This window comes from Nocardia sp. NBC_00416, from assembly GCF_036032445.1.
Classification (GTDB): Bacteria; Actinomycetota; Actinomycetes; order Mycobacteriales; family Mycobacteriaceae; genus Nocardia.
On record NZ_CP107932.1, the window covers coordinates 826,867 to 852,774 of the forward strand.

General features: G+C 67.5%; 26 protein-coding genes. 14 read left to right on the forward strand and 12 right to left on the reverse strand.

The window, feature by feature from the left end:
• Positions 1-101: 101 nt before the first annotated feature.
• Complete coding sequence (locus OG804_RS03825) at positions 102-539, reverse strand: VOC family protein (RefSeq protein WP_328393904.1); 438 nt, start codon at positions 537-539, stop codon at positions 102-104.
• A gap of 766 nt (positions 540-1,305) precedes the next feature.
• Between OG804_RS03825 and OG804_RS03830 the strand changes: the two genes are divergently transcribed.
• The 3 genes from OG804_RS03830 to OG804_RS03840 all read left to right on the forward strand — a co-directional run bounded on the left by OG804_RS03830 (position 1,306) and on the right by OG804_RS03840 (position 5,339).
• Positions 1,306-2,568 carry a cytochrome P450 gene (locus OG804_RS03830; RefSeq protein ID WP_328393906.1) on the forward strand — a complete coding sequence of 421 codons (1,263 nt, stop codon included), beginning with the start codon at positions 1,306-1,308 and terminating at the stop codon, positions 2,566-2,568.
• 397 nt (positions 2,569-2,965) lie between these two features.
• Positions 2,966-4,093, forward strand: coding sequence for a radical SAM protein (locus tag OG804_RS03835; RefSeq protein ID WP_328393908.1), 1,128 nt, complete (start codon positions 2,966-2,968; stop codon positions 4,091-4,093).
• Positions 4,094-4,121: 28 nt separating this feature from the next.
• A complete protein-coding gene (locus OG804_RS03840) occupies positions 4,122-5,339 on the forward strand; it encodes a cytochrome P450 (RefSeq protein WP_328393910.1) in 1,218 nt (405 codons plus the stop codon).
• Between the two features lie 169 nt (positions 5,340-5,508).
• Here the strand turns inward: OG804_RS03840 and OG804_RS03845 are convergent, their stop codons facing one another.
• Together OG804_RS03845 and OG804_RS03850 are read right to left on the reverse strand one after the other, a co-directional pair.
• On the reverse strand, positions 5,509-5,937 hold the full coding sequence (locus tag OG804_RS03845; protein ID WP_328393912.1) for an organic hydroperoxide resistance protein: 429 nt from the start codon (positions 5,935-5,937) through the stop codon (positions 5,509-5,511).
• 81 nt (positions 5,938-6,018) lie between these two features.
• On the reverse strand, positions 6,019-6,603 hold the full coding sequence (locus OG804_RS03850; protein ID WP_328393914.1) for a hypothetical protein: 585 nt from the start codon (positions 6,601-6,603) through the stop codon (positions 6,019-6,021).
• A gap of 157 nt (positions 6,604-6,760) precedes the next feature.
• Here OG804_RS03850 and OG804_RS03855 point away from each other — a divergent pair, with 157 nt between their 5' ends.
• Positions 6,761-7,318, forward strand: a complete 558-nt coding sequence (locus OG804_RS03855; protein WP_328393916.1) for a TetR/AcrR family transcriptional regulator — start codon at positions 6,761-6,763, stop codon at positions 7,316-7,318.
• A 161-nt stretch (positions 7,319-7,479) separates the two neighbouring features.
• On the forward strand, positions 7,480-8,007 hold the full coding sequence (locus tag OG804_RS03860) for a hypothetical protein (RefSeq protein ID WP_328393918.1): 528 nt from the start codon (positions 7,480-7,482) through the stop codon (positions 8,005-8,007).
• A 131-nt stretch (positions 8,008-8,138) separates the two neighbouring features.
• Here the strand turns inward: OG804_RS03860 and OG804_RS03865 are convergent, their stop codons facing one another.
• Positions 8,139-8,855: an IclR family transcriptional regulator gene (locus OG804_RS03865; protein WP_328393920.1), complete on the reverse strand. Its 717-nt coding sequence runs from the start codon at positions 8,853-8,855 to the stop codon at positions 8,139-8,141.
• Between the two features lie 308 nt (positions 8,856-9,163).
• Between OG804_RS03865 and OG804_RS03870 the strand changes: the two genes are divergently transcribed.
• The 8 genes from OG804_RS03870 to OG804_RS03905 are packed head-to-tail and all read left to right on the forward strand — an operon-like array spanning position 9,164 to position 16,824.
• Positions 9,164-10,228 carry an NrtA/SsuA/CpmA family ABC transporter substrate-binding protein gene (locus OG804_RS03870; RefSeq protein ID WP_328393922.1) on the forward strand — a complete coding sequence of 355 codons (1,065 nt, stop codon included), beginning with the start codon at positions 9,164-9,166 and terminating at the stop codon, positions 10,226-10,228.
• Between the two features lies 1 nt (position 10,229).
• Positions 10,230-11,093 carry an ABC transporter permease gene (locus OG804_RS03875; RefSeq protein WP_328393923.1) on the forward strand — a complete coding sequence of 288 codons (864 nt, stop codon included), beginning with the start codon at positions 10,230-10,232 and terminating at the stop codon, positions 11,091-11,093.
• Positions 11,090-11,887, forward strand: a complete 798-nt coding sequence (locus OG804_RS03880) for an ABC transporter ATP-binding protein (RefSeq protein WP_328393925.1) — start codon at positions 11,090-11,092, stop codon at positions 11,885-11,887. Before OG804_RS03875 ends, OG804_RS03880 begins: the two co-directional genes overlap by 4 nt.
• 11 nt (positions 11,888-11,898) lie before the next feature.
• Positions 11,899-12,948, forward strand: coding sequence for an ABC transporter substrate-binding protein (locus OG804_RS03885; protein ID WP_328393927.1), 1,050 nt, complete (start codon positions 11,899-11,901; stop codon positions 12,946-12,948).
• Complete coding sequence (locus OG804_RS03890; RefSeq protein ID WP_328393929.1) at positions 12,945-13,991, forward strand: LLM class flavin-dependent oxidoreductase; 1,047 nt, start codon at positions 12,945-12,947, stop codon at positions 13,989-13,991. The genes OG804_RS03885 and OG804_RS03890 overlap by 4 nt, the downstream gene beginning before the upstream one ends.
• Positions 13,988-15,145 (forward strand): LLM class flavin-dependent oxidoreductase, encoded by a 1,158-nt coding sequence (locus OG804_RS03895; protein ID WP_328393932.1) that lies wholly within the window; start codon positions 13,988-13,990, stop codon positions 15,143-15,145. Before OG804_RS03890 ends, OG804_RS03895 begins: the two co-directional genes overlap by 4 nt.
• A 7-nt stretch (positions 15,146-15,152) precedes the next feature.
• The gene (locus OG804_RS03900; RefSeq protein WP_328393934.1) at positions 15,153-15,860 is read left to right on the forward strand and encodes a class II aldolase/adducin family protein; all 708 of its coding nucleotides are present in this window, start codon (positions 15,153-15,155) and stop codon (positions 15,858-15,860) included.
• A gap of 25 nt (positions 15,861-15,885) precedes the next feature.
• Positions 15,886-16,824, forward strand: a complete 939-nt coding sequence (locus tag OG804_RS03905) for an ABC transporter substrate-binding protein (RefSeq protein ID WP_328393936.1) — start codon at positions 15,886-15,888, stop codon at positions 16,822-16,824.
• A gap of 11 nt (positions 16,825-16,835) precedes the next feature.
• On the opposite strand, the gene OG804_RS03910 is transcribed toward OG804_RS03905, so the two are convergent.
• From OG804_RS03910 to OG804_RS03945, 8 genes are read right to left on the reverse strand one after another with little or no spacing between them, the layout of a single operon-like run.
• Positions 16,836-17,756, reverse strand: coding sequence for an LLM class flavin-dependent oxidoreductase (locus OG804_RS03910; RefSeq protein ID WP_328393938.1), 921 nt, complete (start codon positions 17,754-17,756; stop codon positions 16,836-16,838).
• Positions 17,753-18,586 carry a sulfurtransferase gene (locus OG804_RS03915; protein ID WP_328393940.1) on the reverse strand — a complete coding sequence of 278 codons (834 nt, stop codon included), beginning with the start codon at positions 18,584-18,586 and terminating at the stop codon, positions 17,753-17,755. Before OG804_RS03915 ends, OG804_RS03910 begins: the two co-directional genes overlap by 4 nt.
• Before the next feature lie 3 nt (positions 18,587-18,589).
• Complete coding sequence (locus OG804_RS03920; protein ID WP_328393942.1) at positions 18,590-18,976, reverse strand: TIGR03618 family F420-dependent PPOX class oxidoreductase; 387 nt, start codon at positions 18,974-18,976, stop codon at positions 18,590-18,592.
• Positions 18,963-19,991 carry an LLM class flavin-dependent oxidoreductase gene (locus OG804_RS03925; RefSeq protein WP_328393944.1) on the reverse strand — a complete coding sequence of 343 codons (1,029 nt, stop codon included), beginning with the start codon at positions 19,989-19,991 and terminating at the stop codon, positions 18,963-18,965. Before OG804_RS03925 ends, OG804_RS03920 begins: the two co-directional genes overlap by 14 nt.
• On the reverse strand, positions 19,982-21,634 hold the full coding sequence (locus OG804_RS03930; protein ID WP_328393946.1) for an ABC transporter ATP-binding protein: 1,653 nt from the start codon (positions 21,632-21,634) through the stop codon (positions 19,982-19,984). The genes OG804_RS03925 and OG804_RS03930 overlap by 10 nt, the downstream gene beginning before the upstream one ends.
• Positions 21,631-22,449 (reverse strand): ABC transporter permease, encoded by an 819-nt coding sequence (locus tag OG804_RS03935; RefSeq protein WP_328393948.1) that lies wholly within the window; start codon positions 22,447-22,449, stop codon positions 21,631-21,633. The genes OG804_RS03930 and OG804_RS03935 overlap by 4 nt, the downstream gene beginning before the upstream one ends.
• A complete protein-coding gene (locus OG804_RS03940) occupies positions 22,446-23,402 on the reverse strand; it encodes an ABC transporter permease (RefSeq protein WP_328393950.1) in 957 nt (318 codons plus the stop codon). Before OG804_RS03940 ends, OG804_RS03935 begins: the two co-directional genes overlap by 4 nt.
• Positions 23,399-24,982 (reverse strand): ABC transporter substrate-binding protein, encoded by a 1,584-nt coding sequence (locus OG804_RS03945; RefSeq protein ID WP_328393952.1) that lies wholly within the window; start codon positions 24,980-24,982, stop codon positions 23,399-23,401. Before OG804_RS03945 ends, OG804_RS03940 begins: the two co-directional genes overlap by 4 nt.
• Positions 24,983-25,128: 146 nt before the next feature.
• Here OG804_RS03945 and OG804_RS03950 point away from each other — a divergent pair, with 146 nt between their 5' ends.
• Positions 25,129-25,779, forward strand: coding sequence for a TetR/AcrR family transcriptional regulator (locus OG804_RS03950; RefSeq protein ID WP_328393954.1), 651 nt, complete (start codon positions 25,129-25,131; stop codon positions 25,777-25,779).
• Positions 25,780-25,908 lie beyond the last annotated feature (129 nt).

A 25,908-nucleotide genomic window follows, 5' to 3' on the forward strand; every position in this document is an offset into this window, starting at 1 on the left:
CCCGTCTGATCAACGGCGGAAATCAGCTCGGCCAGTTGATATTCGGGCTGGTCGAGTCGCTGTCGTTGCTCGATCGGGAGCTTTGCGGCGAGCAGTGTCGTTCACTGGAGTTCCTCGACCAGGCCGATGATGATGCCGTCGGGTCCGCGGACGTAGCAGTACCGGTAGATGTCTTCGTACCGGGCTACCGTGCCCACGAGTTCGGCGCCGTGGGCGCGCAGGCGGTCGAGGACGTCGTCGACGTCGTCGACGACGAACGTCAGGCGAAGGATGCCCGGGGTATTCACCGGCGCCTTCGGCGCAGTGTTGGTGGTCGTCGGCGAGTGGAAGGTCGAGAGCTCGACCCGGACATGGCCGTCCGGAGTCCGTACGACGGCGATATCCGCGCGGACGCCGTCCAGTCCGAGGAGGTCGTCGGCCCATTGGCCACCGACTGTTGCTTCGCCCTCCAGTTCCAGGCCCAGTTCGACGAAGAACGCGACAGCGGCCGCGAGGTCCTCGACCACAATGCCTGCGTGATCCATCCGGTGGATCGTCATGATGTGCTCCTTGGGTTCGGTACGGCCCATTCTGGCCGGGGTCGATCGGTACAGGCACGCTGACACTCGACGTGTTGCCGGGGTCGTTTCGTAGCTGCCGTTCACATCCCTGGGACGGAGCCGCCCGAACGTTCTCGACAGTCACGGCGCGGGAATTTCTGGACTTTCGGAACCGGACAGTCAGCAGCCGCGGGACCCGTGCGTTCCAGGGGCTGTCGCCGCCCTGTCGGTCATCGTCGGGTCTGCGTTCCCTGATCTAGGGAGGAGGCGGTCGCCGACGTCATGGGTGGATTGTTCCGCGGCGGTGATCGCTACCCGAAGTGGGGGAGTAGGTTGATCGCTCCTGAGGCACTTCCGCTCGCCATGTCGGCGCGCGAGGGAAGCGGTCCGAAACTCCCGCTGCTATTTTGGCGGAAATGTGACATACAAAAACGTGATCAAGGGATTACGATTTCGGCCACCGCGGTGAAACCGTTCGTACCGGCGGCGGGACGGCGTACCTCTCCGTCGTCGCGGTTCCCGGGATCACGAAATCTCTTGCAGAAAAGTGAAATTGGAATCGCACTGTTCCGCACCGGCCCCGGCCTGCGCTTCTGGCGGGAGTCTTTTCCACCAGCCGCCCGGCGGTGCGGTCCACAGTGGTCGATCGCACTCCTCTCTCGCTTGCGGCCGGTCCGTTACACCAATACTGTTCCGGCACAGAAGATGTCCCAAATCGGACAACATCTCGGAAATATCGCTGTTGCTTTCATTGGAGTCCCCGGCATTGACCAAGTCCCTCCCGTCGTCCGAAACCGATACCGCCGGATGCCCGTACTCCGCGCCCGGCCGGACCGGCGCTCCCCTTCGTGATGCTCTGTACACCGAGGAATATGCCGCCGATCCGCATCGTGTCTTCGCTCAGATGCGTCGTCGGCACCCAGCTCTCGCGCCGGTGGAGCTGGCCCCTGGGATTCCGGCCACCTTGGTGATCGGGTATCACACCGCGATTCGGATCTTCAATGACCCCGAACACTTTCCGGCCGATGCGCGTTCGTGGGAGAAGACCGTTCCGGCCGACCACCCGCTCATGCCGATGATGGGATGGCGACCCAATGTGATGCGCAGTACCGGACGGGAACATGCCCGGTACCGGCAGGCGATCACGGCTGCCCTCGACGGGGTCGATCTGTTCTCCATGCACCAGACTGTGGAAACGGTTGCCGCCCCACTGATCAACGACTTCTGCCTGGACGGTGAAGCCGAAATCATCGGCCAGTACGCCTTCCCGCTGACCTTCCAGGTGCTCAACGCCATGCTGGGTTGCCCCCCGGATCTCGGGCAGCACATCGCTGCCGGCATGGCCGCCATGTTCGAAGGCGGCGCGGCAGCCACCGACGCGGACGCCAGGATCAACGAAGCACTCTTGGAGCTGGTCGCGCTCAAACGAGCCGAACCCGGCCGCGACATCACCTCTCGTCTGCTGGCCCATCCGGCGCAGCTCCAGGACTCGGAGATGGTGCACCAGTTGGCCGTGCTCTACGGGGCGGGGATCGAGCCGCTGACGAATCTGACGGTGAACACCCTGCTGCTCATGATCACCGACCCCCGGTTCACCGGCACATCGTCACCCGGTGCGGCGCCGACGACGCGGGATGCGCTCAACGAGCTGCTGTACACCGATCCGCCGATGGCGAACTACTGCCTGAGCTACCCGAGGCAGCCGATCATGCTCGACGGCGTCTGGTTGCCCGCCGACCAGCCGGTGATCATTGGCATGTCGGCCTGCAACAACGATCCGGCGATCCACTCGGGTCAGTACACCGACAACAACGCGCATCTGGCCTGGGGTGCCGGCCCGCATGCCTGCCCCGCCAAGTCGATTGCCTATATGGTCGCCCAGAATGCGATCGATCAGTTGCTCGACGCGCTCCCCGAAATGCGGCTTGCCTGTCCGATCGAGCAACTGCATTGGCGGCCAGGGCCTTTCCATCGCGCACTCTCGGCGATGCCGGTGATGTTCCCGCCCTCTCCGCCACTCGGTCTCTGATGTCGATGTCGCGGTGAGGTAGCCAGATGCGGCTGCAGCGTGGGTGATTCGGGATATCGCGAGCACGCTGAGCCGCCGCGCCCACCGTAGGGCTGTGTAGATTATCCGCATCGAATGACGTTGTGCCGGAACAAATCCGGCAAGGTCCGGATCGATCGGAAAATGCGTCCGGTCTGACGCAGGAAGATCGCGCCGTGGGCGGGTCTATCCTAGAATTGTTCGTAGCGCTAACGAGGCCATTACCATACGACCGCTCCGTATCCGCATTCTCACCACTCACCCGCCGATCCGCTGATTCGGCAACGCATCGGTAGACATGTCCGGTTCTCGGCATGCTCGATTCGCCGGTGACATCTAGCAGCGCGCAACTCTGTCGCATCGCACCGAGGAGGATGTCATGGCTCAACCTGTTTTTCTGGACGTCAGGCCAAGCAAGGAACGCATTTTAACCCGAGCAATAGAACTCGCGCAAGAGGATCCGGCGCTGGCCGCACGTTTGATGCGGGTGAACGAAGTAGCCCGGGGCATTCGAACGGTGGAGGTCTGGGTTACCGACGCGTGTAATCTGCGGTGCAAGGGGTGCTGGTTCTTCGAGCACGATATGGACAAGCAGAGCGTCGAGATTCGTGATCTGGACACGATCCGGGCGTTCGCCGAAGACCTGCGCGATACCAAGAAGATCACCAGCACACTGCTGATCGGCGGTGAACCAGCGCTGGTCCTGGATCGAGTCCGCGTGTTCGCGGAGACGATTCGCAATGTCACGGTGGTGACCAACGGGACGCGGCCCATTCCCTATGACGGGCTGGAAGATCTCGCCATTGCGGTGTCGTTGTGGGGAGGCGGACCGGTCGACGACGAGTTGCGTGGTCACGGACCCAACGGCCGGCGGATCGGCGGTCTGTTCGATAAGGCGCTGCGCACCTATGCCGACGACCCGCGGGCCACCTGGGTCTACACGCTCAGCGAGGCCGGAATGCCGTACCTCGAACGAACCGTCGAGGCCATCGCCGGCAACGGCAACCAGATCAACTTCGGCTACTACAGCGACAACGGCACCGATCCCACTGCGCGACTTCGCAACGAAGAACGGGCAATCGCGGAGATGAGCCGTATGCGCGAGAACTATCCCGATACCGTCATCGGGCACCCCTATTACTTCCGCACGCTGGTCACCGGCCGCACGCATTGGGGTACCTTCGGCGCGGAGACCTGCCCCAGCATCAGCAACGATCACCCGGCGCATGCCCAGCGCCTGACCGAAGGGCATCCGATCGTCGGCCGCTTCAACGCGTACCGGACCGATCACAGCGTTCAGTACTGCGCTACCACCGGAGACTGCGACAACTGCCGGGACAGTCAGGCGGTATGGAGCTGGTTGCTGGTCAATCTGCATCGTTTCCTGGGCGATCGCGACCAGCTGGACACCTGGGTGACGTTGGCCGAGAACTTCTATCGCCAGTACTACTGGTCCAGCTACCATCCCGCCCGGCAGGCGCCCGCCGAATCGGCGGTCGGTGCCTAGCCTCGGTCGGCGCCCGGCCATGGCCGCGATGTCTCTGGAGAAGGCGCGGCTCTTCTCTGATGTCCTTCGTGGCGACCCGGGCGCGCGGATCCTCTGGGCGCCGCCCGGGGCCGACCGGCATCGGCAGTACGAGAAGGTCCGCGCTCGAGGGGTGCTGGCAGCCAGCCGCCGCGGCCTGCTGTTCACTGCCTCCCACACCCTGAGCCACCAGGTGCTCACCAGCAGCGACTTCGGTCCGGCGCCCATCGGGGCGTCGGCCCGCCGCCGCAACGAGACCGGCGACGTCACACTCGTCCATCCCGTCGACGACTCCTTTCTGAAGCTGCAACCACCCCGGCACACGGAGCTGCGATCCCTCGTCGCTCCCACGTTCCACCGGCGCGAACTCGCCGACCTCGGGCCCCGGATCGAAAAGATCGTCGAGGATCGCCTGAACGAGCTCCCACGTGGCCAGGTCATCGACCTGATCACGAGCTATGCCGAAGCTGTACCCACGGCGATGATCTCGCACATTCTGGGCCTGCCGCAGTCGGACTCCCCGCGCTTCGCCGCGTGGGGACACGTGCTCGCCTCATTGCTGGACGGCGCCCGGACAGCACAGGAGCGACAGCGTTCCCGCGATCTCGTCACCGAGATGACGTCGTATTTCCGAGATCGCCTGAACGACGTCGACCCGCAGGGCGCCGGGCTCACAGCCGGTTTGGCGCGGCAATGCCCGGCCCGGTTGACCCTGCGCGAGGCCATCGCCACGTGCAGCATGCTGCTGGTCGGCGGTTTCGGTACCACCACCCACCTTCTCGGAAACACCCTGCACACGCTGCTGCGGCAGCCCCACCTCCGGCCGGCCGACGGCGACTACTCGGCGGTGATCGAAGAATCCCTGCGCTACGACACCCCCGTTCAGTACGTCGTCCGGGTCGCCGCGACCGATACTCGGCTGGCCGGTCGGGTCGTCACCGCGAGAACGCCGATCGTGCTGCTGCTCGCTGCCGCGAACCGCGACCCGGAAATCTTCACCGACCCACACGTATTCGATCCCCGACGCCGGGAACCTCATCGCCACCTCACCTTCGGTGCCGGGATCCACTTCTGTATCGGCGCTGCGCTGGCCCGTGCGGAAGCCGCTATCGCCGTCCAGCGTTTCTTCGAAAGGTTTCCGAACGCCCACATCGCGGGAAAGGCTGCCCTCCTGCCATCCCGCGCGCTGCACGGCTTGCGTGGGCTGCCTGTCGTTCTCGAGACCTGATGGCGAAGTAGACCGCGAGGTCGAAGGCTCGGCCCGGCAGTCGGACAACCCTGATGGTGCGGTGGGTTATCGGACTGCCGGGCCGTGGACTCGATCAGGCGGGTCCTGGGACGGACCGGCGGGATGTCGACGGTATTCCGAGGGCGTCGACCTCCACTGGTGGAACGGTTCAGGCGACGGTGACGTCGACGGAGACGGGGATGTTGCCGCGAGTGGCGTTGGAGTAGGGGCACACCGCGTGTGCGGCCGTGACGAGCGAGTCGGCGCTGTCCTGGTCGATGCCGCCCAATTCCACGTGCAGCGCGGCGGAGAGGCTGAAACCGCCCTGCCCGGTGCGGTGCACACCGATCTCGGCGACGACGGCCGATTCGGTGAAACTGATCTTCTGGCCGGCCGCGACTGCCTTCAGGGCCGAGTGGAAGCAGGAGGCCCAGCCGGCGGCGAAGAGCTGCTCGGGGTTCGTCGCGCCACCCGGTCCGCCCATTTCACGCGGGATGGCGAGGGTGACGTCGATCAGGCCGTCGTTGCTGGCGGCTCGGCCTCCGGCGCGGCCGTCCCCGGTCGAGGTCGCGATGGCGGTGTAGACGGAATCGGACATGACGGTGTTCTCCTTCGGGGGTTGGGTGCGTGCGGGACGGCGATCATTCAGCTCTCGTCGAGGATGACGCCGGTGGCAATCTCACTGCGTCTGTGCCGCCCGGAGATGCAGACGGATCGCCGAGATCAGGAAGAAGATGCCGCCCAGCGTCGCGTAGCCGGCCACCGTGGTGAGCGCCGCGTTCGGTGCACCGGCGCCCGCGATGAACCCAGCGCCGGCGAAAGTGGAGATCGCGCCGCTGAGAATCATCGCCCACTGGCCACCGAGCCGATAGCGCAGGATTGCGACGATCAACTGCACAATGCCCGCGGTGATCGCCCAGACGCCCCACACCCGGAGGACATCGGGAATGCCGGAACTGACGGCCACCGCCAACCCGACTGCGGTGAGCAGGCTCAATGCCATGTTGAGATACAGCGGCGCCCGTGGACGTGCGGCGCCCGAGGTGCGGAAGTCGATCACGGCCGCGGCCACGTCGAACAATGGATAGATCACCAGTAGGGAAATGCTGACCGGGGTGAGCGTCGCTCCGGTCAGCATCAGCAGAAGTGCCCAGACGACGGCGAATCCGAAGCGGGCGTAGTACAGGTTCCGCAGCTCCGTGGTGCTGCCGGTGGTATCCGCGACGGTGCCGGCTACACCGGTGTCGATCGAGCTGGACATCATGCTCTCCTTCGATGATCGAGGCGGTCGGGTTACGAGACTCAGGGAGAAAGAACGATCGGTATACCTGGAGTCTGATGGGCGCCGACCGCATTTGTCAAGACCGATCGTTCTTTCTGCTAACCTCGGAGCAGGAACCCGAGAGATCGGAGGAAGCCGGGTGTCGGAAGCACGCACACGACTGCTCGACACGGCGAGTGGACTGTTCTACGCCGAAGGGCTTCATGCCGTCGGCGTCGAGCGCATCCTTGCCGCCGCCCAGGTGACACGGGCGACCCTGTACCGGCATTTTCCGGGCAAGGACGACCTTGTGGTCGCCTACCTGGTGCAGGCCGATGAGGCGATCCGCGCGCAGGTCGACACCGCGCGCAGCGGGAGCGCTGCTGCCGTCGACGTTGTTCGAGCCGTCGGGCGGGCCATCGCCGACAGCATCCGGGGTCCGGGTTTTCGAGGATGCGCGTTCCTCAATGCGGCGGCCGAGTATCCCGACCCCGACCATCCGGTCCATCGGACCGTGCTCGCGCACCGGCAGTGGTTTCTGGCCACGATCACCGAGATCCTCGCTGATGTCGACGATATCGATCCGGGACCTGCCGCCCGCCACTTCGTGATGCTGCGCGACGGCGCGATGGCGGCCGGTTGCCTCACCGACCCGGCCCCCATCTGTGAGACGTTCCTGCTCGGAATCGAAGGGCTGCTGGATTCTCGCAACCGGTGAGGACACCGCACATCTGCGGCCGTGCCGCGGAGTCGTCGTAGACGAGCCCGCGGAACAGAGTTCATTGGTAGTGTTGCGGGGCCCAATGCCGATGCGGCCGTGCGATTCTCGGCAGCGCCGAGCTGCATTCGCTTTGTCTCGAATTCGCTCGAGGAGCAGCTGTGCAGAGGAAAAAGACCGCGCTCGTCGCCGCCGCGCTCGCGATGTTGTGTGCGACATCGTCGCCAGCCGGTGCCGATCCCGCCGCGCCGAACGCCGGGGCCGCCGGGATGCCGCAAGAGTTCAGCTTCATGCAGCGGGGTGACCCGGAACGTCCCGCATGTATCTACTACAACGAAGTTGCCGCAGGTCGCGGGGATGCCGTAGACGGCTCCACCTGTCGCTCCGATGAATCGCACGTCTTCACCAGACTTCTGACCGACGAGAGCTATCTGCGTCTCGAACTCACCGATCATTTCGGTAAATGCCTGATCGGCGACACGTCCACCAACCCGGGTGTGGTCGTCGTCGGCTCCTGTGACGACCCTCGGGCCGACTGGATCGCCGGCGGTACCATCGATCCGCCGAACTGGGCGTTCGCTCCACGCTCCAACCATCAGATGTATCTGCGCGACAACGGCATAGCGTTGGTGCTGCAGAACACCGAAACTCCGCTCAGTACCCCGGGGTACTACTGGAATCTGATCTGACCGCCATCGATCGCCCGATGGGTACGGCAGAGTTCGACGGTCCGGTGGGCCCGCTCGGCGAGGTCGGTCGGCCGGTGGACGAGCCGGGATGAGAACAGCCGTCATATCCGCAGGTCGGGAAGATCAGGTGCTCATCGGAGGAGGTCCGCGATCTTGCGGGCGGTGACCTTCGCGAGGTCGACGAAGAACGGAACCCGTTCATCGATCATCAGCTCGATAGGTCCGCGCAGGCCGAGGGCGAACCGGACCTGTCCCGACTCGTCACCGATCGGTACGCCGATGGTCCGGAATCCGTGCACGAGCTCTTCGTCGTTGAACGCGTAACCACGTTCCCGGGTATGGGCGAGTTCCTTGCCGAGCTCCACCGGCCCGGAAATCGAACGCGCGGTGCCACTGTCGTACGGCAACCTGGTCAATTCCGCCGCGCTGGTCTGCGCCCAGGCCAAGAGTGCTTTTCCGAGTGCGCTCGCATGCAGGGGAAGCCGGAGGCCCTGCAGTTCGTGCCCATCCGCTTCGCGCCAGCTGCTGGTTCCCAGGAGAACGGCATCGTTGCCGTGCCGTGTCGCGATGGAAGCTTTTGCGCCCGTGATCGTCGCCAGCTCTTCGAGGTGTGGTTCGGCGAGGTGGATGCGGTGTTGTCGATAGGCGAGCTGACCGTATTCGGCCAGCGCGGTTCCCAGCCGGTACCGGCTGGGCGAGTCCACCTTGTCCAGGAAGCCTGCCTCGACGAGGGCGGAGAGCAGGCGGTGAGTAGTGCTCACCGGCAGGTCCAGCTGCCGGGCGATCGCGGAGACCCCGAGATCTTCGCCGTTGCGGAAGCAGGCGAGAACGGACAGCGCGCGCGTCACGGACTGGAGTTGACCATGGGCTGAGGAAGTGGGCTCCACGTGCCGACGCTAGCACGGGACGTGGTGGGTTCGGTCATCAGGTTTTCCGTATTATGGAAAGCCTGGGTTCGTTCGGGTGTCCTACCGAGACTTTCCGCTACGACCTCTATCTGGGGAATTTCGCTCCTTCTGCCTCCTGTGGCGAACAAACACACATCCCGCTCTCGCGTCAAGCTTTCCGGTCAAAGGAAAGGTAAGGGTGGGCACCTTCATGGATGCCGCCTAACTTCCTTAATCACCCGTAATCCCTCGATCAGGAGCCGACACCGATGCGTCCCCACCGCCGACTACCTCGAGTGCGCGCCGCCCTCGCGATCCTCCCCGTCGTTGCGTTGGTTGCCGCCGCGTGCGGCTCCGGCGGAGAAGGCGCGGACGAATCCGCAGCGGGCGGCGGGCCCACCTTCGTCCTCAAAGTCACCGACGAAGGCAACTCCGGCCCGCTCGCAGTTGCCAAGCGAGACGGTACTTTCGACGAAGCGCTCGCTCCGCTGGGCGCGAAGGTCGAGTGGGTCAATGCGCCGCCTTCGTTCAGCGCAAACCTCAAGTTGTTCAACGCCGGTGAACTCGACGTCTCCGGTGGCGCCTACAGCCCGGTGGTCGGAGCGCTGTCGAAGGATGTCGGGGTTCGGATCATCGCCGTCGCCGACCCGGTGGATCAGGATCAGGCCGGCATCATCGCCTCGCCGGACTCGGGTATCCGGGAGGTCAAGGACCTCGTCGGCAAGCGGATCGCCGTCAATCCGGCCGGTAAGGGCGAGTACATCACGCTGAAGGCGCTGGAACAGGCCGGGATTCCGGCCGACCGGGTCGAGCGGGTTCCGCTGCAGATATCGGACGCCGCCTCCGCCTTCTCCACCGGGCAGGTCGACGCATGGGCATCGTTCAACGATCCGTACGCGGAAGCCAAGTCCCGCGGGGCCGTCGAGATCGCGACCGAGGCCACCGTCGGCTCGACGGACAACACGATCGTCGCGTTCCGCACCGAGGTGCTCGAAGAGCGGCCCGACGTCGCCGCGAAGTATCTGGAGACGCTGCAGCACCTGATCGAGCGTCAGCGGGTCGACCCCGCGGACTTCGAGAACGTGTTCGAGAAGGCCGGGCCGCGAGCGCTGTCCGGTGACCGGCTCCAGCGCGCGATCGACCTCGGGCGCCGGGCGTCGGTACCGCACTACCCGACCGCCGAGGACGCGGCCGACCTGCAGGGAGTGGCGGATCTGTTCCACAAGAACGGTGTCATCACCCGGGCCCTCACCGCGGCGGACGTCTTCTATCCGCTCGAGCAAAAACTCGCCGCCGCCGGAAACCCGCCGCCCGCACCGACCACGGGGAGATGAGATGGCCACCGTGACGACGCCGCGCGCGAAGGGCGGCCCCGGGCAGCGCCTCGGGGAACCCGACCTGGAGGCGCCGCGATACCGGGCCGGCCGTCGCCGGCCCCGGTGGGTGTCGATTCCGCTGCGCTTTCTCGTGCCCGCCCTGCTCGTTGCGGTGTGGTGGATCGGCTCGGCGACGGGTGTGATTCCCGAGGAGATCCTCGCGGGACCACCGAAGGTGTGGACAGCTTTCGCGGAGCTGTACCAGACCGGTCAGCTCGTGGACTTCTCGATCGCCTCGTTCGATCGAGCCGCTCTCGGAGTGTTGTTCGGGGTCGTGACCGGGCTGGTCCTCGGCGTTGTCTCCGGGTTGTCCAGTCTCGGTGAGGAACTCGTGGACTCCACGATGCAGATCAACCGGGCCGTTCCGTTCCTCGCGTTGGTTCCCCTCTTCATCGCCTGGTTCGGTATCGACGAGACGTTCAAGGTGCTGCTGATCGCGTTCGCCACGGTCGGGCCCATGTACGCCTACACCTATCTCGGCGTCCGCAATGTGGATCGCAAGATGGTCGAGGCGGCGCGGAGTTTCGGATCGCGGGGCCCGCGCCTGGTGTTCGAGGTGATCCTTCCCTCGGCACTTCCCGGAGTGCTGATGGCACTGCGGATATGCCTCTCCATCGCGATCACCGGCCTGATCGCGGCAGAGCAGGTGGGCACCAGGGAAGGCATCGGATATCTGGTGACCCTCGCACAGGAGTACAACCGCACCGATTACATGGTGCTCTGCGTAGTGCTGTACGCGGGACTGGGCCTGATCTTCGACGGAGTGGTCCGCATCATCGAACGGTTCGCGATGCCGTGGCGCGCACAGGTGGCTGCCCGATGAGCCCCGAAGCTCCGCTACCTCCGCTGTCCTCGCGCACCCAGAGCCCTGCGTCGGCCACCGCCCGCCGAGAAGGCGAACCGATCGCGGTGTCGATCACCGGCCTGCACAAGAAGTTCGGTGAGAAGACCGTTCTCGACGGGATCGACCTGGAGATCCGCCGTGGCGAGTTCGTCGTCCTCCTCGGGCCGTCCGGAACCGGAAAGACCACCCTGCTGCGGCTGCTGACGGGTCTCGAGAAGCCGGACGGGGGAACGATTCTCGTACCGTCCCGCCGGACAACCGTCTACCAGGAGCCGCGGTTGATCCCGTCGAAGCGGGTCCTCGGCAATGTCACCATCGGGCAGCGCCGCACCGCGGCGACGAAGGAGCACGCCACCCGCGCCCTGGCCGAGGTCAACCTCGAGGGCAAGGCGCGCCAGTGGCCCGCGACGCTGTCGGGTGGCGAGGCGCAGCGGGTGGCGCTGGCCCGGGCGCTGGTCCGCGAACCGGAACTGCTGCTGCTCGACGAGCCGTTCGCGGCTCTCGACGCGCTGACCCGCCTGCAGATGCAGGATCTGGTCGGCGACCTCGTCGCGCGGCACCGGCCGGCGGTGCTACTGGTGACCCACGACGTAGACGAAGCGGTCCGGCTGGCCGACCGGGTGCTGATCCTCAACGAGGGCCGGTTCGCCGTCGACACCGATATCGACCTCGCCCGCCCCCGGGACCGCACCGATCCGGAGTCCCTGCGCTACCGCGCGAATTTCCTGGCCGAGCTGGGTGTCGGCCGCACACCTTCCCCCACGACCATCTGAAGGAGCACGCGATGACCGCCGCATCCGACACTGTCCTCGACACTCTCTGGTACACACGGTGCCCCGTACCCACCGCGAGCGGTTTGGCGCACAGTCTCGGCTGGCTGGGCGAGACCGCCGCCGCGGCCGGGGTCGGTCTCGGAGTGTTGCAGGATGCCGGTCCCGAACTGGCGCCGCGGCACTTCGACCATCAGCTGCTGGGGCTGATCCGCGAAGGTGGCAACGTCCCCGCACTCGCCGCACGGGCCGAGGGTTCACCCACCAGATTGATCGGTCTGACCTGGATCGATGAAGCGCAAGCGATCCTGGTGGCGCCCGATTCAGCCGTTTCCGGGCCGAGGGACCTGGCCGGGCTGCGGATCGCGGTCCCCGCCTGGGCGCAGGACCGGGCCCGCAGCTTCCCCCGGGCGATGGCTCTGCACGGGTTCGCCGCGGCGCTCGCGCTCGGCGGGCTGACCTTCGCCGATGTCCGGCCCGTCGAGGTCGCGGTCGAGCGCAACCCTCAGGTACGGGGCGAGAACACTGCGGGTCGCCGGATCACCACCTGGGGTGTGGAGGCACTGCTCGCCGGTGACGTCGACGCGATCTACGTCAAGGGCGCCCGCGCTCAGGAGGTCGCCCGCGAGCACGGCCTGCGTACCGCGGTGGATCTCGATGCCACCGAATCGAAGCGCTCGCGGGTCAACAACGGCACCCCGCGCCCGATCACCGTGCACGCGGACCTGCTGGAGTCCCGGCCCGATCTGGTCGTCGGGTTCCTCACCCAGACGCTGCGGGCCGCGGACTGGGCCGCCGGCAACCTCGACGAGGTCCGCACCGTACTGGCCCGGGAAACCTTCTCCGGCGCGGCGGGAGTCGAGGCCGCGTACGGCGGCACGTTCCACCGTGGCCTGCACCCGACGCTGTCCGAAGAGCGGATCGAACTGCTCGACGTGCAGAAGCGGTTCCTCTACACCCACGGATTCCTCGCCACCGACTTCGATCTCGCCTCGTGGGTCGCCCCGGAGCCGCTGCGACAGGCGAGTGCGCAACTCGCCGCCGAACGAAAGGCGTCGTCGTGACCGAGTTCCGCTGGGAACTTCCGGTGCGCGGGGACGGGCGCCATATCGGCTCGGTCTCCGCCCACCGCAACGGATTCGATTTCCTCGATCAGGTCGTCCTCGCCGCCGAACTGTCCGGACTCGACGGTGTCGTCGCCCCCTACGATCCCGAGGGAGAGGAGTCGTGGGTAGTCGCCGGCTCGGCCCTGCGGCAGACTCGGCACCTGCGAGTCGGCGTCGAATTCCATCCGGCGTTCGGGACACCCGTATACGCGGCCAAGCTGTCGGCAACCCTGCAACGACTCTCGAACGGCCGCCTCGACTGGCGGTTGCGCGTGGAGACCGACGCCGCCGACGCCGCGGCTCGCGGTGACCGGGTCAGCGGCGCCGATCGTTACCGGCGGGCCGCCGAATTCCTCACCGTCGCACGTGGTGTGTGGAACGAGGAGCAGGTGCTGCCCGGACGGTTCGGGGGCACCGGGTTCGAGTTCGCCGGCGAATACTACGACGTCGTCGACGGCGGATTCCGTGGCATCCTGTCGGGTCTGCCGTTTCCCATCGTGCACCTGGCGGGCAATTCGCGCGAGGCAATCGAGCTGTCGGCCGGGCACGGCGATGTCCACGTGTTCGACGAGACCGCCGACGGCGCGGATGACGCGGTGGCGTCCTTGCGGGATGCGGCGAGCAGGTCCGGGCGCACCGTGCGCGCGGGACTCGCCCTGCCGGTCATCGCCCGGGAGACCGAGGCCGAGGCGTGGGCGCGCGTCCTGCGCCAGTGGCGCGAGGTGTATCCGGGGGCGGCCGACGCCGAGGTCCGGGCGCTCGCCCTCGACGGCTCCCGATGGTCGGGCTTCGGGCGCATCGGTTACACCCGTTCGATCGGCCTGGTCGGCAGTTATGAACAGGTGGCGCACGCACTGTCGGACTACCGGACGCGCGGTATCGAGATATTCGAACTGACCGGGCATCCGCACATCGAGGAATTGCACCGGGCCGGAGAGCACCTGCTGCATCTCGTCGACCCGGCCGGCCGCACCCTCGTCGGACAGGAGAACCAGGCGTGAGCACGGACTTCTACTGGCGCATCGGTATGGAGGGCGACCATGCGTCGCTACGCACCCCCCGTCGCTACAACCGCGGGCACGCCGGCGGCCACGGGCCGGGCAATATCGCCCCTGCGATTCGCGGCGGCAGGTTGGACGGATACAGCTACATCGACCATATGGCCGCGGTGGTGAAGGCGTCGGAGTCCGCGGGATTCGTCGGTGGGCTCCTGCCCTCCTTCCCGGTCACCGAGGATCCGTGGGCCACCGCGTCCGCGCTGGCCCGGGAGAGCGACACCTACCGCTTCATGGTGGCGTTCCAGCCCGGGTTCCTGCACCCGCTGCAGGCTGCCCGGATGTCGGCGAGCCTGCAGCGTGCCACCGGGGGACGCCTGGTCTACAACATCATCAGTGGCGGCGGTGGCGCACCGCAGTTGTGGTGGGGCGACAAGGTGGCCCACGACGACCGCTATGCGCGCACCTCGGAGTTCCTCGATGTGCTGCGTGGAGTATGGGACGGCAGGCCGTTCGACTACGACGGGCGGTTCTTCAAGGCCGAGGGTGCGGCACTGCCGCCGTTGCTCACGGGCCAGCCCTTCCCGGAGGTGTACTTCTCCGGCTCGTCCGGTGCCGCCGTGGACGCCGCGGGCAGGCACTCCGACTACTACTTGTCCTGGCTCGAACCGTTCGACGACCTGCGGGCGAAGTTCGACGGGGTCCGGGCGCGTTCCGAGAAGTCGGGCCGCACACCGAAGTTCGCGGTCCGGATCGACATCGTCGCCAGGCACACCGAAGAGGCCGCGTGGGCGGAGCTCGAGAAGGGCTGGGCGTCCGTCGACCGTGCGGCGGCCGACCGGGCCGCCCAGGGCGACTCCGTCGGCGCCGCCCGGATCAAAGGCTGGGTGCCGGAGCACATCACCGGTTACCGCGACCTCGAAGTTCAACCCAACGTGTGGTGCGGATTCAGCCTCATCCGCGGCGGGCCGGCGTTCGGGCTCGTGGGCAGCTACGAACAGATCGCCGAACGCCTCGACCAACTGATCGACCTCGGCGTGGACGCCTTCATCCTCGCCGGCAACCCCCACCTCGAAGAGGCCTACCGCGTGGGCGAAGAAGTGCTGCCGCTCCTCCGGCGCACCACGCCCACCCGGGTTCGCACCCGTTCCACCCGATAGGAGAATCATGACCAGCACCGAAGCCCGCGTCACCCCCACGGTCGAGGCCTTCGTCGACGACGCGCGCCGCGCCGCCGACACCGCTTTCCGTGTGTTCCGGGAAACCGGGACCGTTTCTGCCAACGGCACCGTGAACTTCGTCGAGCGAGTGCCCGGCGAAGAGCTGGCCGTCGCGCTCAACGAGCCCGGCCCGTGGGCGCAGGACCGGAGCGCGAAGCCGATCCTCGCGACCTTCGACGGAGAAGTACTGGCCGGTGACGGTCCGGCCGGATTCGTCACCGGTTATGCCAAGGTGTTCCGCAAGCACCCCGAGATCACCTCGATCGTGCACGTGCACACGCCGTGGCTGGGCGGATGGGCACAGACCCACCGGACACTGCGCATCAAGTACGCGGCCTCGCAGCGGCTGACCCTTTCCCGCGACATCCCCGCCCATATCGACCGCAGCCGGGCGCCCGGCGATTTCATCCTCGACCGCCTCGTCGACGACCCGGACCTCGTCGCGATCTTCGAGGCCAACGGCGGCGTCAACGTCATCGGCCGGTCGGGTCTGCTCGATCTCGCCAAATTCGTGGTCCTGCTCGAAGAGGGCGCCCAGTACCAGGCGCTCGGTGAACTCGTCGGCGGCTCTGTCGACTTCGACCCCACGAACCTGGTGGCGCAGTGGGGTCGGAGCGGATTGCTCGACGAGGCTCGCCGCCGCGGTCTCGTCTGATATACAGCAGAAGAGGAGCTTTTCCATGACCGTCCGTATCGGCTACTTCCCGAACAACAACTCCTTGTTCGTGCTGCGCCACAACGGCCTGCTCGAACGCCACCTCAGTGACGTCGAGTGGGTGGACCTGCGCGAGCTACCCGCTCCGCCTCGGGCCGATCCCCGGACCGGGCTGCCGACACTGCACTCGGACTGGTTGTTCGAGGAAGGCGGGTACGACTTCATCGGCACCGGGTTCACCCCGCCGATCACCGGCCTGGGGCAGAGACGTGACCTGGTGTACGTCGGGATCTCCGGTCCTCGCGTCGAGAACGGGCGGTTGGTGAGCCTCGCGGACTCCGGTATCCGGACCGTCGCCGACCTGCGCGGCAAGCGGGTCGGGATCGCGCACGGGTCGTGGCAGACCACGCTGGCCCTGCTCGCGCTCGACCGGGTGGGGCAGCGCTGGTCCGATATCGTGCCGGTCGATATCGACGTGAACGACGGCGGTGCCGCGCTGGTGCGCGGCGATATCGACGCGTGGGTCGGTGCGTACCCGGGGTTGGCCGAGGTCGAGGCTACCGCGCAGGTACACACGCTCGTCGACACCGACGGGCTCTTCAGCCACCCGTCGTTGTGGTTCGTCCGGCGCGACTTCGCCGAGAATCACCGCCCGGAGCTCGAAGCGATCGTCACGGCCCTGCAGGAATCGGATGCGTGGATCGTCGCCGACCCGCGTGCGGCAGCACGTTTCTTCGTCGCCGACGCCGAACGCCGCGGCGGCACCGCTGATCTCGATCGCTGGGAGGCGGCATTGCGTGGCCGGCCCTTCGGGATCGGCTCGGTCACCGAGGAATTTCTCGAGGAACAGCAGCGGTCCGCAGATCTGCTGCACACCAACGGTCTGCTGCCGCGAACAGTCGATGTCCGCGCCGCGGTTCTGCCGTGGATCGGCGAAGTCGTCGACGCACGTAGTTCGGTCTGAGCGAGTTGCCGCTATCCCGACCGCTGCCGATCAGCAGGCAGCAGGCCGCGCTCGGCGACTTCGGCGCGCACGGCGGGAATCACCTCGCGCGCCAGCAGCTCCTGCTGTTCGACCGTTGCCGGGCCGAGGAGCAGGAACGTGAAACCCGCCTCCACCACCGCCACCAACTGCTCGACCACGGTCGCCACCCCGCCCGTGATCAGTCCCGGCCGGGAGACCTGCCCCGGGTCCACATGGGTGACGATGTTGCACGCGCAGGTAATGGAGTCCGGGTCCCGCCCGGCCGCCTCGGCGGCGTTTCGTACCACCTCGCGCATGGTTTCGGCCTGCGCGAGGTCGATACGGCCGAACGAGGGCAGCCAGCCATCGGCGATCTGCCCGGTGAGCTCCAGCGCGCGGGGGCCGTACGAACCGAGCCAGATCGGGATGGGACGCTCGGGTAGCGGATCGATCCGCGCCTCCTCGACCGAGAACTCCGTGCCCTGGAACGAGAACGGCGAGCGGGACCACAGCCCACGCAGGATTGCGATCGCCTCGCGCTGGGCGGTGATCTTCGCCCCGGGACGGCGTACCGACAGCCCGAACGCGTGGAACTCGTGGTCGTACCCGCCCGCGCCCAGGCCCAGTACGAATCGCCCGTCGGACACCCGGTCGAGCGTTTCGGCCATCTTCGCCAGAACGGGCGGATCCCGGTACGGCAGGCCGAGCACATTCGTGCCCAGCTCGATCGACTGGGTCTGCCCGGCCAGCCAGCTCAGGACCGTCCACGGCTCGTCCGTGGGCCGCTCGCTGTGCAGGTGGTCGCTCAGGGTGAACAGGTCGAACCCGAGCTCGTCGGCGCTCTGTGCTAGATCCCGCAGCTGGTTCACGCTCACGTCACGCACCACGCCGCCGGCCCCGAAACCCAGCCGCTTGCCCCAGATCTTGCTCATGTTCCCTCTCCAGTTGCTATGGGCCGGGACGGATCCGCCGACCAGGCGGACCACGACCCGGGATACAACGCCGCCGAGGTGACGCCGAAAAGTTCCAGTGCCAGCAGGTCGTGGCAGGCCGTCACGCCGCTGCCGCAGTAGACGATCACGTCCAGGCCCCCGGTCACCCCGCGAGCGGCGTACCGCGCGCGCAGGTCCGGCGCGAACCGTCCGCTCTCGTCCAGGTTCTCCGCCCATGGTGCATTGACCGCACCCGGAATGTGACCGGACGCGCGGTCGGTCGGCAGAACGCTCTCCCCGGAATAGCGCTGCGGTGCCCGGGCGTCGAGGACGACCGCCTTGCCGGTGGCTGCGGCCACGGCGACCTCATCGGCCGTCCGGAACACATCGGGCCAGGGAACCACCCGCCTGTGCACCGGTGTGCGTGTCACCGGGTCGGTCTCCAGCGGGTGCGGCCATCCGGCGAGACCACCGTCGAGCAGTGCCGCGTCCTGGCCCAGGCGCCGTAGCAGCCATACCAGGCGGGCCGCGTAAGCACCACAGTTGTCGTCGTAGGCGATGACTGTGTCGGTCTCCGCGATGCCGAGTTCGCCGAGCGCGGCGGCGAACTCGGCAGGCGCGAGCAGTGGATGCCGGCCTCCCTCGAAGGTCGACGGGGCGGACAGGTCGGTGTCGACGTCGACCCAGATCGCGCCGGGCAGGTGCCCGGCGCGATAGGCGTCGTACCCGCTGCGGCCGTCGAGATACCAGCGGACGTCGGCGAATACCAGCCCGTCCCGGTGCTCGCGGACCCATTCGAGATCGACCACCGGCGGTATGGTCAGGCCCATAGTTCACTCCTTCCGGTGGATGTGGTCGGGTTCGACCCGTAGCAGCACGCGCTCGCCCTCCGCGGCCCGGATCTCCGGCTTGCCCGTCCATTTCGTGAACGTGGTACGCGCCAGCGCCAGCGCGGCCGCACCTTCTTCGATGCCGACCACCCGGCCGCGCACCTCGATGTAGCGGCGCCGGTTCGCCTGGTCGAGCAGCAGGATGTTCACCCGCGGATCGACGACGACATTGCGGTACTTCTGCCGGGAGGTGTTGGTGCCGATCAGGACGTGGTGGTCGTCGGCGTGCGGCCACACGACGCTGGTCTGCGGCGTGCCGCCCGGCATCAGGGTGGTGAAGATACCCAGGCTGCGTGCCGCGGCGAGCTCCCGGACATCATCGTCGAGCATCCGTGACCACCCTGCTTTCGCGGACGTGCGGCAGCACCTCCGACGCGATCAACTCGCTCGCGGCCTGGACCGCGGCCCACGGGATCCCGCCGATATCGATGGCCAGCAGATGCAGGTCGTGACCCCAGAGTTCCTGCAGCCGACCCAGCTTGTCCACGATCTCGGCGGGGCTCCCGCACAGCGCGGGACCGTTCTCGCCGATGTAGTCGTCGAAGTCCAGCGGCCCGGTGTGCCGCGCGCTGAGATAGCTCTCGATATAGTCCGCCCACTGCGACCGGGCTTCCTGCGATGTCGGGGCGGCGAACACATGGCTGGCGGCGCCGAGGCGTGGTGAGGGGCTCGCGTGCCGCTCGCCCCACTGGGTCCGGTAGGACTCGAACGCGGGCACGAAACTCGCCGGCTCGCGGGCAGTCGTGCCGAACACCATGGGCAGCCCGTGTTCCACCGCGAGCGCGACGGACTCCAGGTTGGCGCCACCGCTGATCCACAACGGCGGGGCGTTCTGCAGCAGTCGCGGCTGCACCAGCACATCCTCCAGCGACGGCCGGAACTGTCCGTGCCAAGTGACCCGTTCCTCGGTCCACAGCCGGATCAGCAACTCGACGTTCTCCCGCTTGCGTGCGGCCCTGCTGTCCGGCGCCTGGTCGAAAACCTCGTACGGTTCGGGAAAGAACGAGGCGCCGGCGATGAGCTCGAGCCGACCGTCGGAGAGCAGGTCGAGCAGCGCGTAGTCCTCGGCCAGCAGCACCGGGTCGCGGTTGGCCACCAGAGTGGTGCCGGTGGCCAGCCGGATCGTCGAGGTCTCCTGCGCGATGGCGGCCAGCACCAGCGCCGGGTTCGGGATGACGTCCCGGTCACGGAAGTGGTGCTCGCCCACGGTGTACCAGGAATAGCCGGCGTCCTCGGCCACCTTGGCGGCGCGGACCACGTCGGCCAGCCGCTGCTGCTGGGACAGCGTGGTGCCGGTGAGTGGATCGGGCAGCAGGCTGCCGAACGTGATGAGCCCTAGGTCCATGGTGATCCTTTCGTAACGGTAGTGCGTCCGAGGCCGGGAACGGCGGCCAGCAGTTCCTCGGTGTACGGGTGCCGGGGCCGGGTGAAAACCTCCTCGCAGGGCCCGGACTCGACCACCCGACCGCGGCGCATCACCATGACCCGGTCGCTGATCCGGCGGACTACCGCGAGGTCGTGCGAGATGAACAAGTACGACAGTCCTCGCTCCGCCTGCAGCGCGACGAGGAGGTCGAGGATCTGGGATTGCACGGTGACGTCGAGGGCGGACACCGGCTCGTCGCACACCAGCAGCTCGGGTTCCAATGCCAGCGCGCGGGCGATCGCGACACGCTGCCGCTGCCCGCCGGACAACTCGGTGGCCTTGCGGCCGCCGACGTCTGCCGGCAAGGCCACGTCATCGAGCAGTCGGGCCACCCGCCCGGCGCGATCGCCGATTCCGAAGTTGCGCAACGGTTCGGTAAGGATCTCCGCGACGGTGAACCGGGGGTTCAGCGAGGCATAGGGGTTCTGGTAGATCAGCTGCACGCGCCGGTGGACCTGCCGCAGGGCCGCGCCGCGGACGCCGGTGATGTCCTGCTCGCCGAGTCGCACCGTGCCGGTGGTCGGTCGCTCCAGACCCAACACCATCCGTGCTGTGGTCGTCTTGCCGGAGCCGGACTCACCGACCAGCCCCAGCGTCGTACCGCGCGGGATGTCGAAACTCACGTCGTCGACGGCTGTGCGCCGCTGCCGGCGCAGTGTTCCGGTGCCGCGGACGGGGAACGACTTGCCGAGGGCGACCACGCTCAGCAGCGCCTCGCCGGTCTGTGCCGGCGCCGGCCGCGCCCGCGCCCGCGCACCCAACGCCGGTGCGTCCGCGAGCAACTGCCGCGTATAGGCGTGCCGGGGCGAGCGCAGAATCTCGGACACCGGCCCAGCCTCGGCCACCGTACCCTGCCGCATCACCACGACCTGCTGAGCGCGGTCGGCGGCCATCGACAGGTCGTGCGTCACCAACAGGATCGCGGTGCCCGTGCGTGCCACGAGTTCCTCGAGATGGTCGAGGATCTGCCGTTGCACCGTGACATCCAGGGCAGAGGTCGGCTCATCGGCGACGAGCAACCGTGGTCGGGCGGCCATGGCCATGGCGATCAGCACCCGCTGCCGCATCCCGCCGGACAGTTCGTGGGGGTACTGCCGGGCTCGTGCGGCGGCCTCGGGTAGGCCTGCCTCGGTGAGCAGTTCGACCGCGCGCGCCCGGGCCGGCGCGCCGCGGGCCAGGCCGTGCACGCGCAGCACCTCGGCGACCTGCTGTCCGGCCGGTTTCACCGGGTCGAGTGCGACGGCCGGGTCCTGTGGGATGAGCCCGATCTGCCTGCCGCGTACCGCTCGCCAGTCCTTTTCGGACAGGCTGGTCAGGTCGCGGTCGGCGAACGCGATCTGCCCGGCTTCGATACGTCCGGTGCCCGGCAGCAGGCCGAGGATCGCGTGGGCAGTGGTGCTCTTGCCGGACCCGGACTCGCCGACCACCGCGGTGATCTGCCCGGCCGGTACCGCCAGGTCCACACCGTCGACCGCGAGGTGCCGTCCCGCTTCGGTCCGGTAACTCACCCGGAGTCCCTCGACGCGCAGTACGGTCTCGGTCTCGGTCGCCACTGTCGTCACGACAGGCTCCGTTCTCGTTCCAGGACCCGGGACAAGCGGTTCGCGGCGAGCACGACAGCCGTGACGGTGAGTCCGGGCAAGGTGGTCAGCCACCACGCGATGGCCAGATAGTTCCGGCCGTCGGCGACCAGCGAGCCCCACTCCGGCGCGGGTGGCGGCTGGCCGTAACCGAGAAAGCTCAGTGACGATACGGCCAGCACGACCAGGCCGAAATCGAGTGCGGCCAGCGCCAGCACCGGCCCGATGGCCGCAGGCAGGATATAGCGGGGCAGCAGGCGCCACCATCGCGATCCGGTCAGGACGGCGGCCTCGACGTACGCGGCGGTGCGGACGCGCAGCACCTCGCCGCGCATGAGCCGGGCGAACCCGGCGATACTGGTGATACCCACGGCGATACCGACATTGAGTGTGCCGAACCCGAGCGCGCTGATCACCACCAGGGAGAGCAGCACCGGCGGGATCGACAGCGCCACCTCGACGATCCGCATGACCGTCGCGTCGAACCAGCCGCCGAAGAATCCGGCCACCAGCCCGATTGCCGCGCCGGCCAGGAACGCGATGACGATCGCCGCGACCGCTGCGCGCAGCGACAGCTCCGTGCCGTGTACGACGCGGGCGTACACGTCCCGCCCCAGCTGGTCGGTGCCGAACGGATGCGCCCAGCCGGGTGCCCGGAACCGGTCGGCGGAGGTGCCCTCGGTGGGGCTCCGATCGGTGAACAGCCCGGGCGACACCGCCCAGCCGAGGACGACTGTCAGCACCAGGACGGACAGGACCAGCCCGGGCCGGGTGACCGCGAAACGTAGTGATCTCATGCCGCCACCGGTAGTCTTCCCGTCGAGCGGATACGCGGGTCCAGGACCGGGTACAGCAGGTCGATCGCCAGGTTCACCAGCACAAACGCGGCAGAGGCGAGCACCACGACACCCTGCACCACCGGGAGGTCCTGGGTGGACACCGCGAAGTAGATATCGCGGCCCATGCCGGGCCGGGAGAAGACCGTCTCCACGACCACGGCGCCACCGAGAAGGTTGCCGACCAGCAGCCCTGTCACCGTGACGGTCGGAATGGCTGCGTTGCGCAGTCCGTGCCCGAGCAGCACCCGCAGCCGGCTCGCTCCCGTGGCGCGGATCGTCTCCACATAGGGCTCTTGCAGCGTGGTGTGCAGGCTCTTGCCGAGTACTTGCCCCACCAGCGCGCCGCCGGGAATCGCCAGCGTGCAGGCAGGCAGCACCAGCCCGGTGAACCCGGTGCCGGCCAATGACGGGAACAGGTGCCACCGCAACGAGAAGAGCTGGATCAGCACGAACCCGACCCAAAACGAGGGCAGTGAGATCCCGAATGCCGGCACCGACCGCGCCACCTGGCGGCCGAACGACGACCCGGCCAGCACGCCCAGCACGCCCAGCGTGGTCCCGGCGAGCAGCGCTAAGGTGAGCGCCGTCGCGCCGAGCTGCAGTGTCGCCGGCAGCGATGCCGCGATCATCTCCGAGACCGGCTGCCCGGTCTGGATGGACCGGCCGAAGTCGCCGTGGACGGCGCCGCCCAGCGCGGAAACGTACTGCTCCCACACCGGGCGGTCGAATCCCAACTCCGTTCTGGCCGCGGCGATCTCCGCGGGCGTAGCGGTCTCGCCGCCGCCCCGGCCGTTCAACATGAGCGCCACCGGATCACCGGGCAGCAGGCTCAGCGCGACGAAGGTGATCGTGAACGCCGCCCAGATCACGAACACCGCCTGGGCAGCGCGGCCCGCGAGGTAGCGGATCACGGACGGCTCTCTCCCAGGTGTGCGTCGTGCAGGTCGAGCCGCGTCGAGGCGTCGGTCTCCAGATCGCCGACCTGCTGGGCCACCCCGTGTACCTGGGCGTTCTCGTACAGCGGGACGGTGTCCGCGTGGGCGAGGATCCAGCTCACGGCCTTGGTGACGGCCTCCTGCCGCGTCGCGTCGTCGACCGCGGCCGCCTGCTGCTCCAAGTAGGTATCGAGCTCGGTCGGCGGCAGGTGCCAGAGGTTCTGCCCCTTGCTGTAGAAGAGGTTGCGCAGCACGTCCGGATCGGCGCGCGTCACCGCGACGGCGGTGATGTCGAAGTTGCCCGCCGCCTGCTGTTCGGTGTACTTGGCCGGTGGGGCCACGTTCAATTGCACGTCCACGCCGATGCGGCGCAACCGCTGCTGCACGTATTCGTTGTGGGCCGGCATCGGGGCTGGGATGAGCCAGTTCAGCGTGAGTCTTCGGCCGTCCTTGACCCGGATGCCGTCGGGTCCGGGCACCCACGCTGCCTCGTCCAGCAGTCGCCCGGCCTCGACGGGGTCGTAGCGGAGGTTGTCGGTCGGCGTGTAGAACGGCGTCGTCGAGGACAGCACGCTCGTCGCGGGTTCGGCGCGTGTGCCGACCACCGAGTCCACCAGGTCTCGACGGTCGATGGCCAGCGAGAGGGCCTGCCGCACACGCTGGTCGGACAGAATTCCGGCGTGGTTGAGCGACAACGGTGGCGCCACGCCGGGCGCGGACGTCACGAGTAGTCGGAACCCGTTGCCGTCGAACAGGTTCTGGTCGGTTGCCTGGATGTTCTCGGCGATCTGCACCTGGCCCGAACTGAGTGCACCGGTGCGGGCTCCGGCCTCGGGCACGAACACGAATCGGACTTCGTCGATATGGGCCGCGCCCTTGTTCGTGGCGATCGAGGACGGCCAGGTGTAATCGGACCGCTTCCGCAGCACGACCTCCTGATTGGCCGTGTAGTGGTCCAGCACATACGGACCCGAGCCGACGAACTGTCCCCGGCAGCGCTGCTCCAGCGGGGTGGCAGCGGTGGCTGCCGACAGGATGCCGAGACCGGCGCCGGAGGTCGCCTGCAGGAACTGGGCGTTGGCCATGGCGAAGGACACGGTGAACGTGCGCGGGTCGACCACGGTCGTGCCGGTGTATCCGCGGATGTAGGCCGGGGCGCCGTTGGCGGGCAATCTGCTCAGGCTGTCGAAAGTGGACTTCACAGCGGTGGAGTCGACCGTGGTGCCGTCACTGAAGGTGACGCCGGGGCGCAGGACGAAGGTGAACGAGCGGGCGTCCGGTGAGATCGTCCAGGACTCCGCCAGCCACGGCACGATCCGGCCGGTCTCCGGGTCCTGATCTGTGAGGGTGTCCACGATCGAGCGGGAGATGTCCATCGCCGCGAGCTGGCCGGTCTGCTGTGGGTCCAGACAGGTGGGATCGGCGGGAAGTGCGATCCGTAGCGGGCCGCCGGCGCCGGACGTGGTGGTCGGACCGGGCGCGCACGCGGCGGCTACGGCCATCAGCGCGGTGGCGAGCAGGATCCGTCTCGGCAACCTGACTCTGGCTGGGGACATCGGGAAAGCCTTCCGTCGGCGGGAAGCAAACGAGGAGTGAGGGAGCGGCCCGGCGGGCATCGCTGCAGACCCTCCGAGAGGTACAGTACAACGTGTATGGCAATGTGTAAAACGATCACTGTACTTCTCGCGGAATGGGAGCTGTAATGGCTGGACAGGCGACAACGGAAGATCGGCCGCGCGGCTCGACCGAAAAACGCGAGGCAATCCTGCGGGCCGCGCGGCGGGTCTTCGGCCGGGTGGGTTACCTGGGTGCGAGCATCGACGCGATTGCCGCGGAGGCAGGAGTTTCCACGCGCACTATCTACAACCACTTCGACAACAAGGAGCAGCTGTTCTCGACGGTGTTGATGGAGAGCTCCACTCAGGTCGCTTCTGCGCGTGAGGCGCTCATCGACCGATGGCTCACCGACGTCACCGATCTGGAGGAGGCGCTGATCGGTCTGGCCACGGAGTGGCTTCGGCCGGCGCCGGAGTTCACCGACCACTTCAACATGGTTCGGCAACTCAAGGTCGAGTCCGAGCAGTTCCCCCGGGAGTTGCGCGATGCGTGGCGGGAGGCCGGGCCGTTGCGGGCACGCCGGGCCCTGGCCGCGAGGATGGCGGAACTGGCCGGGCGATGTCGGCTGCGAACCGACGACCCGGAGACGACGGCTCAGCACTTCATGGCGCTGATCACCGATACGGCCACCAATAAGGCCGAGTTCAGTGCGGCGGCAATGGAATCGGAGATCGACAAGATCGCGCGGACCGGGGTGCGCACGTTCCTCTACGGTTTCCTGCCGCGGCCCGACTGAATGATGCAGAGCCGGACCGGCTCCATCTCTCGGTGAAGCTTGTGCCGGTTGACCATTGACACCCGGTTCCCTTAATGTGCTTCGTATTGCGAATAGTTCGTACTACGAAGGGTATTCGATCATGGCTCT

Bases quoted from the DNA above. Each gene is read 5' to 3' on its own strand.
- OG804_RS03920 (WP_328393942.1), bottom strand. From the start codon at position 18,976: ATGCTCGACGATGATGTCCGGGAGCTCGCCGCGGCACGCAGCCTGGGT.
- OG804_RS03910 (WP_328393938.1), bottom strand. From the start codon at position 17,756: ATGAGCAAGATCTGGGGCAAGCGGCTGGGTTTCGGGGCCGGCGGCGTG.
- OG804_RS03900 (WP_328393934.1), top strand. From the start codon at position 15,153: ATGACCAGCACCGAAGCCCGCGTCACCCCCACGGTCGAGGCCTTCGTC.
- OG804_RS03880 (WP_328393925.1), top strand. From the start codon at position 11,090: ATGAGCCCCGAAGCTCCGCTACCTCCGCTGTCCTCGCGCACCCAGAGC.
- OG804_RS03845 (WP_328393912.1), bottom strand. From the start codon at position 5,937: ATGTCCGATTCCGTCTACACCGCCATCGCGACCTCGACCGGGGACGGC.
- OG804_RS03835 (WP_328393908.1), top strand. From the start codon at position 2,966: ATGGCTCAACCTGTTTTTCTGGACGTCAGGCCAAGCAAGGAACGCATT.
- OG804_RS03840 (WP_328393910.1), top strand. From the start codon at position 4,122: ATGTCTCTGGAGAAGGCGCGGCTCTTCTCTGATGTCCTTCGTGGCGAC.
- OG804_RS03915 (WP_328393940.1), bottom strand. From the start codon at position 18,586: ATGGGCCTGACCATACCGCCGGTGGTCGATCTCGAATGGGTCCGCGAG.
- OG804_RS03925 (WP_328393944.1), bottom strand. From the start codon at position 19,991: ATGGACCTAGGGCTCATCACGTTCGGCAGCCTGCTGCCCGATCCACTC.
- OG804_RS03850 (WP_328393914.1), bottom strand. From the start codon at position 6,603: ATGATGTCCAGCTCGATCGACACCGGTGTAGCCGGCACCGTCGCGGAT.
- OG804_RS03935 (WP_328393948.1), bottom strand. From the start codon at position 22,449: ATGAGATCACTACGTTTCGCGGTCACCCGGCCCGGGCTGGTCCTGTCC.
- OG804_RS03885 (WP_328393927.1), top strand. From the start codon at position 11,899: ATGACCGCCGCATCCGACACTGTCCTCGACACTCTCTGGTACACACGG.
- OG804_RS03870 (WP_328393922.1), top strand. From the start codon at position 9,164: ATGCGTCCCCACCGCCGACTACCTCGAGTGCGCGCCGCCCTCGCGATC.
- OG804_RS03875 (WP_328393923.1), top strand. From the start codon at position 10,230: ATGGCCACCGTGACGACGCCGCGCGCGAAGGGCGGCCCCGGGCAGCGC.
- OG804_RS03950 (WP_328393954.1), top strand. From the start codon at position 25,129: ATGGCTGGACAGGCGACAACGGAAGATCGGCCGCGCGGCTCGACCGAA.
- OG804_RS03825 (WP_328393904.1), bottom strand. From the start codon at position 539: ATGACGATCCACCGGATGGATCACGCAGGCATTGTGGTCGAGGACCTC.
- OG804_RS03945 (WP_328393952.1), bottom strand. From the start codon at position 24,982: ATGTCCCCAGCCAGAGTCAGGTTGCCGAGACGGATCCTGCTCGCCACC.
- OG804_RS03905 (WP_328393936.1), top strand. From the start codon at position 15,886: ATGACCGTCCGTATCGGCTACTTCCCGAACAACAACTCCTTGTTCGTG.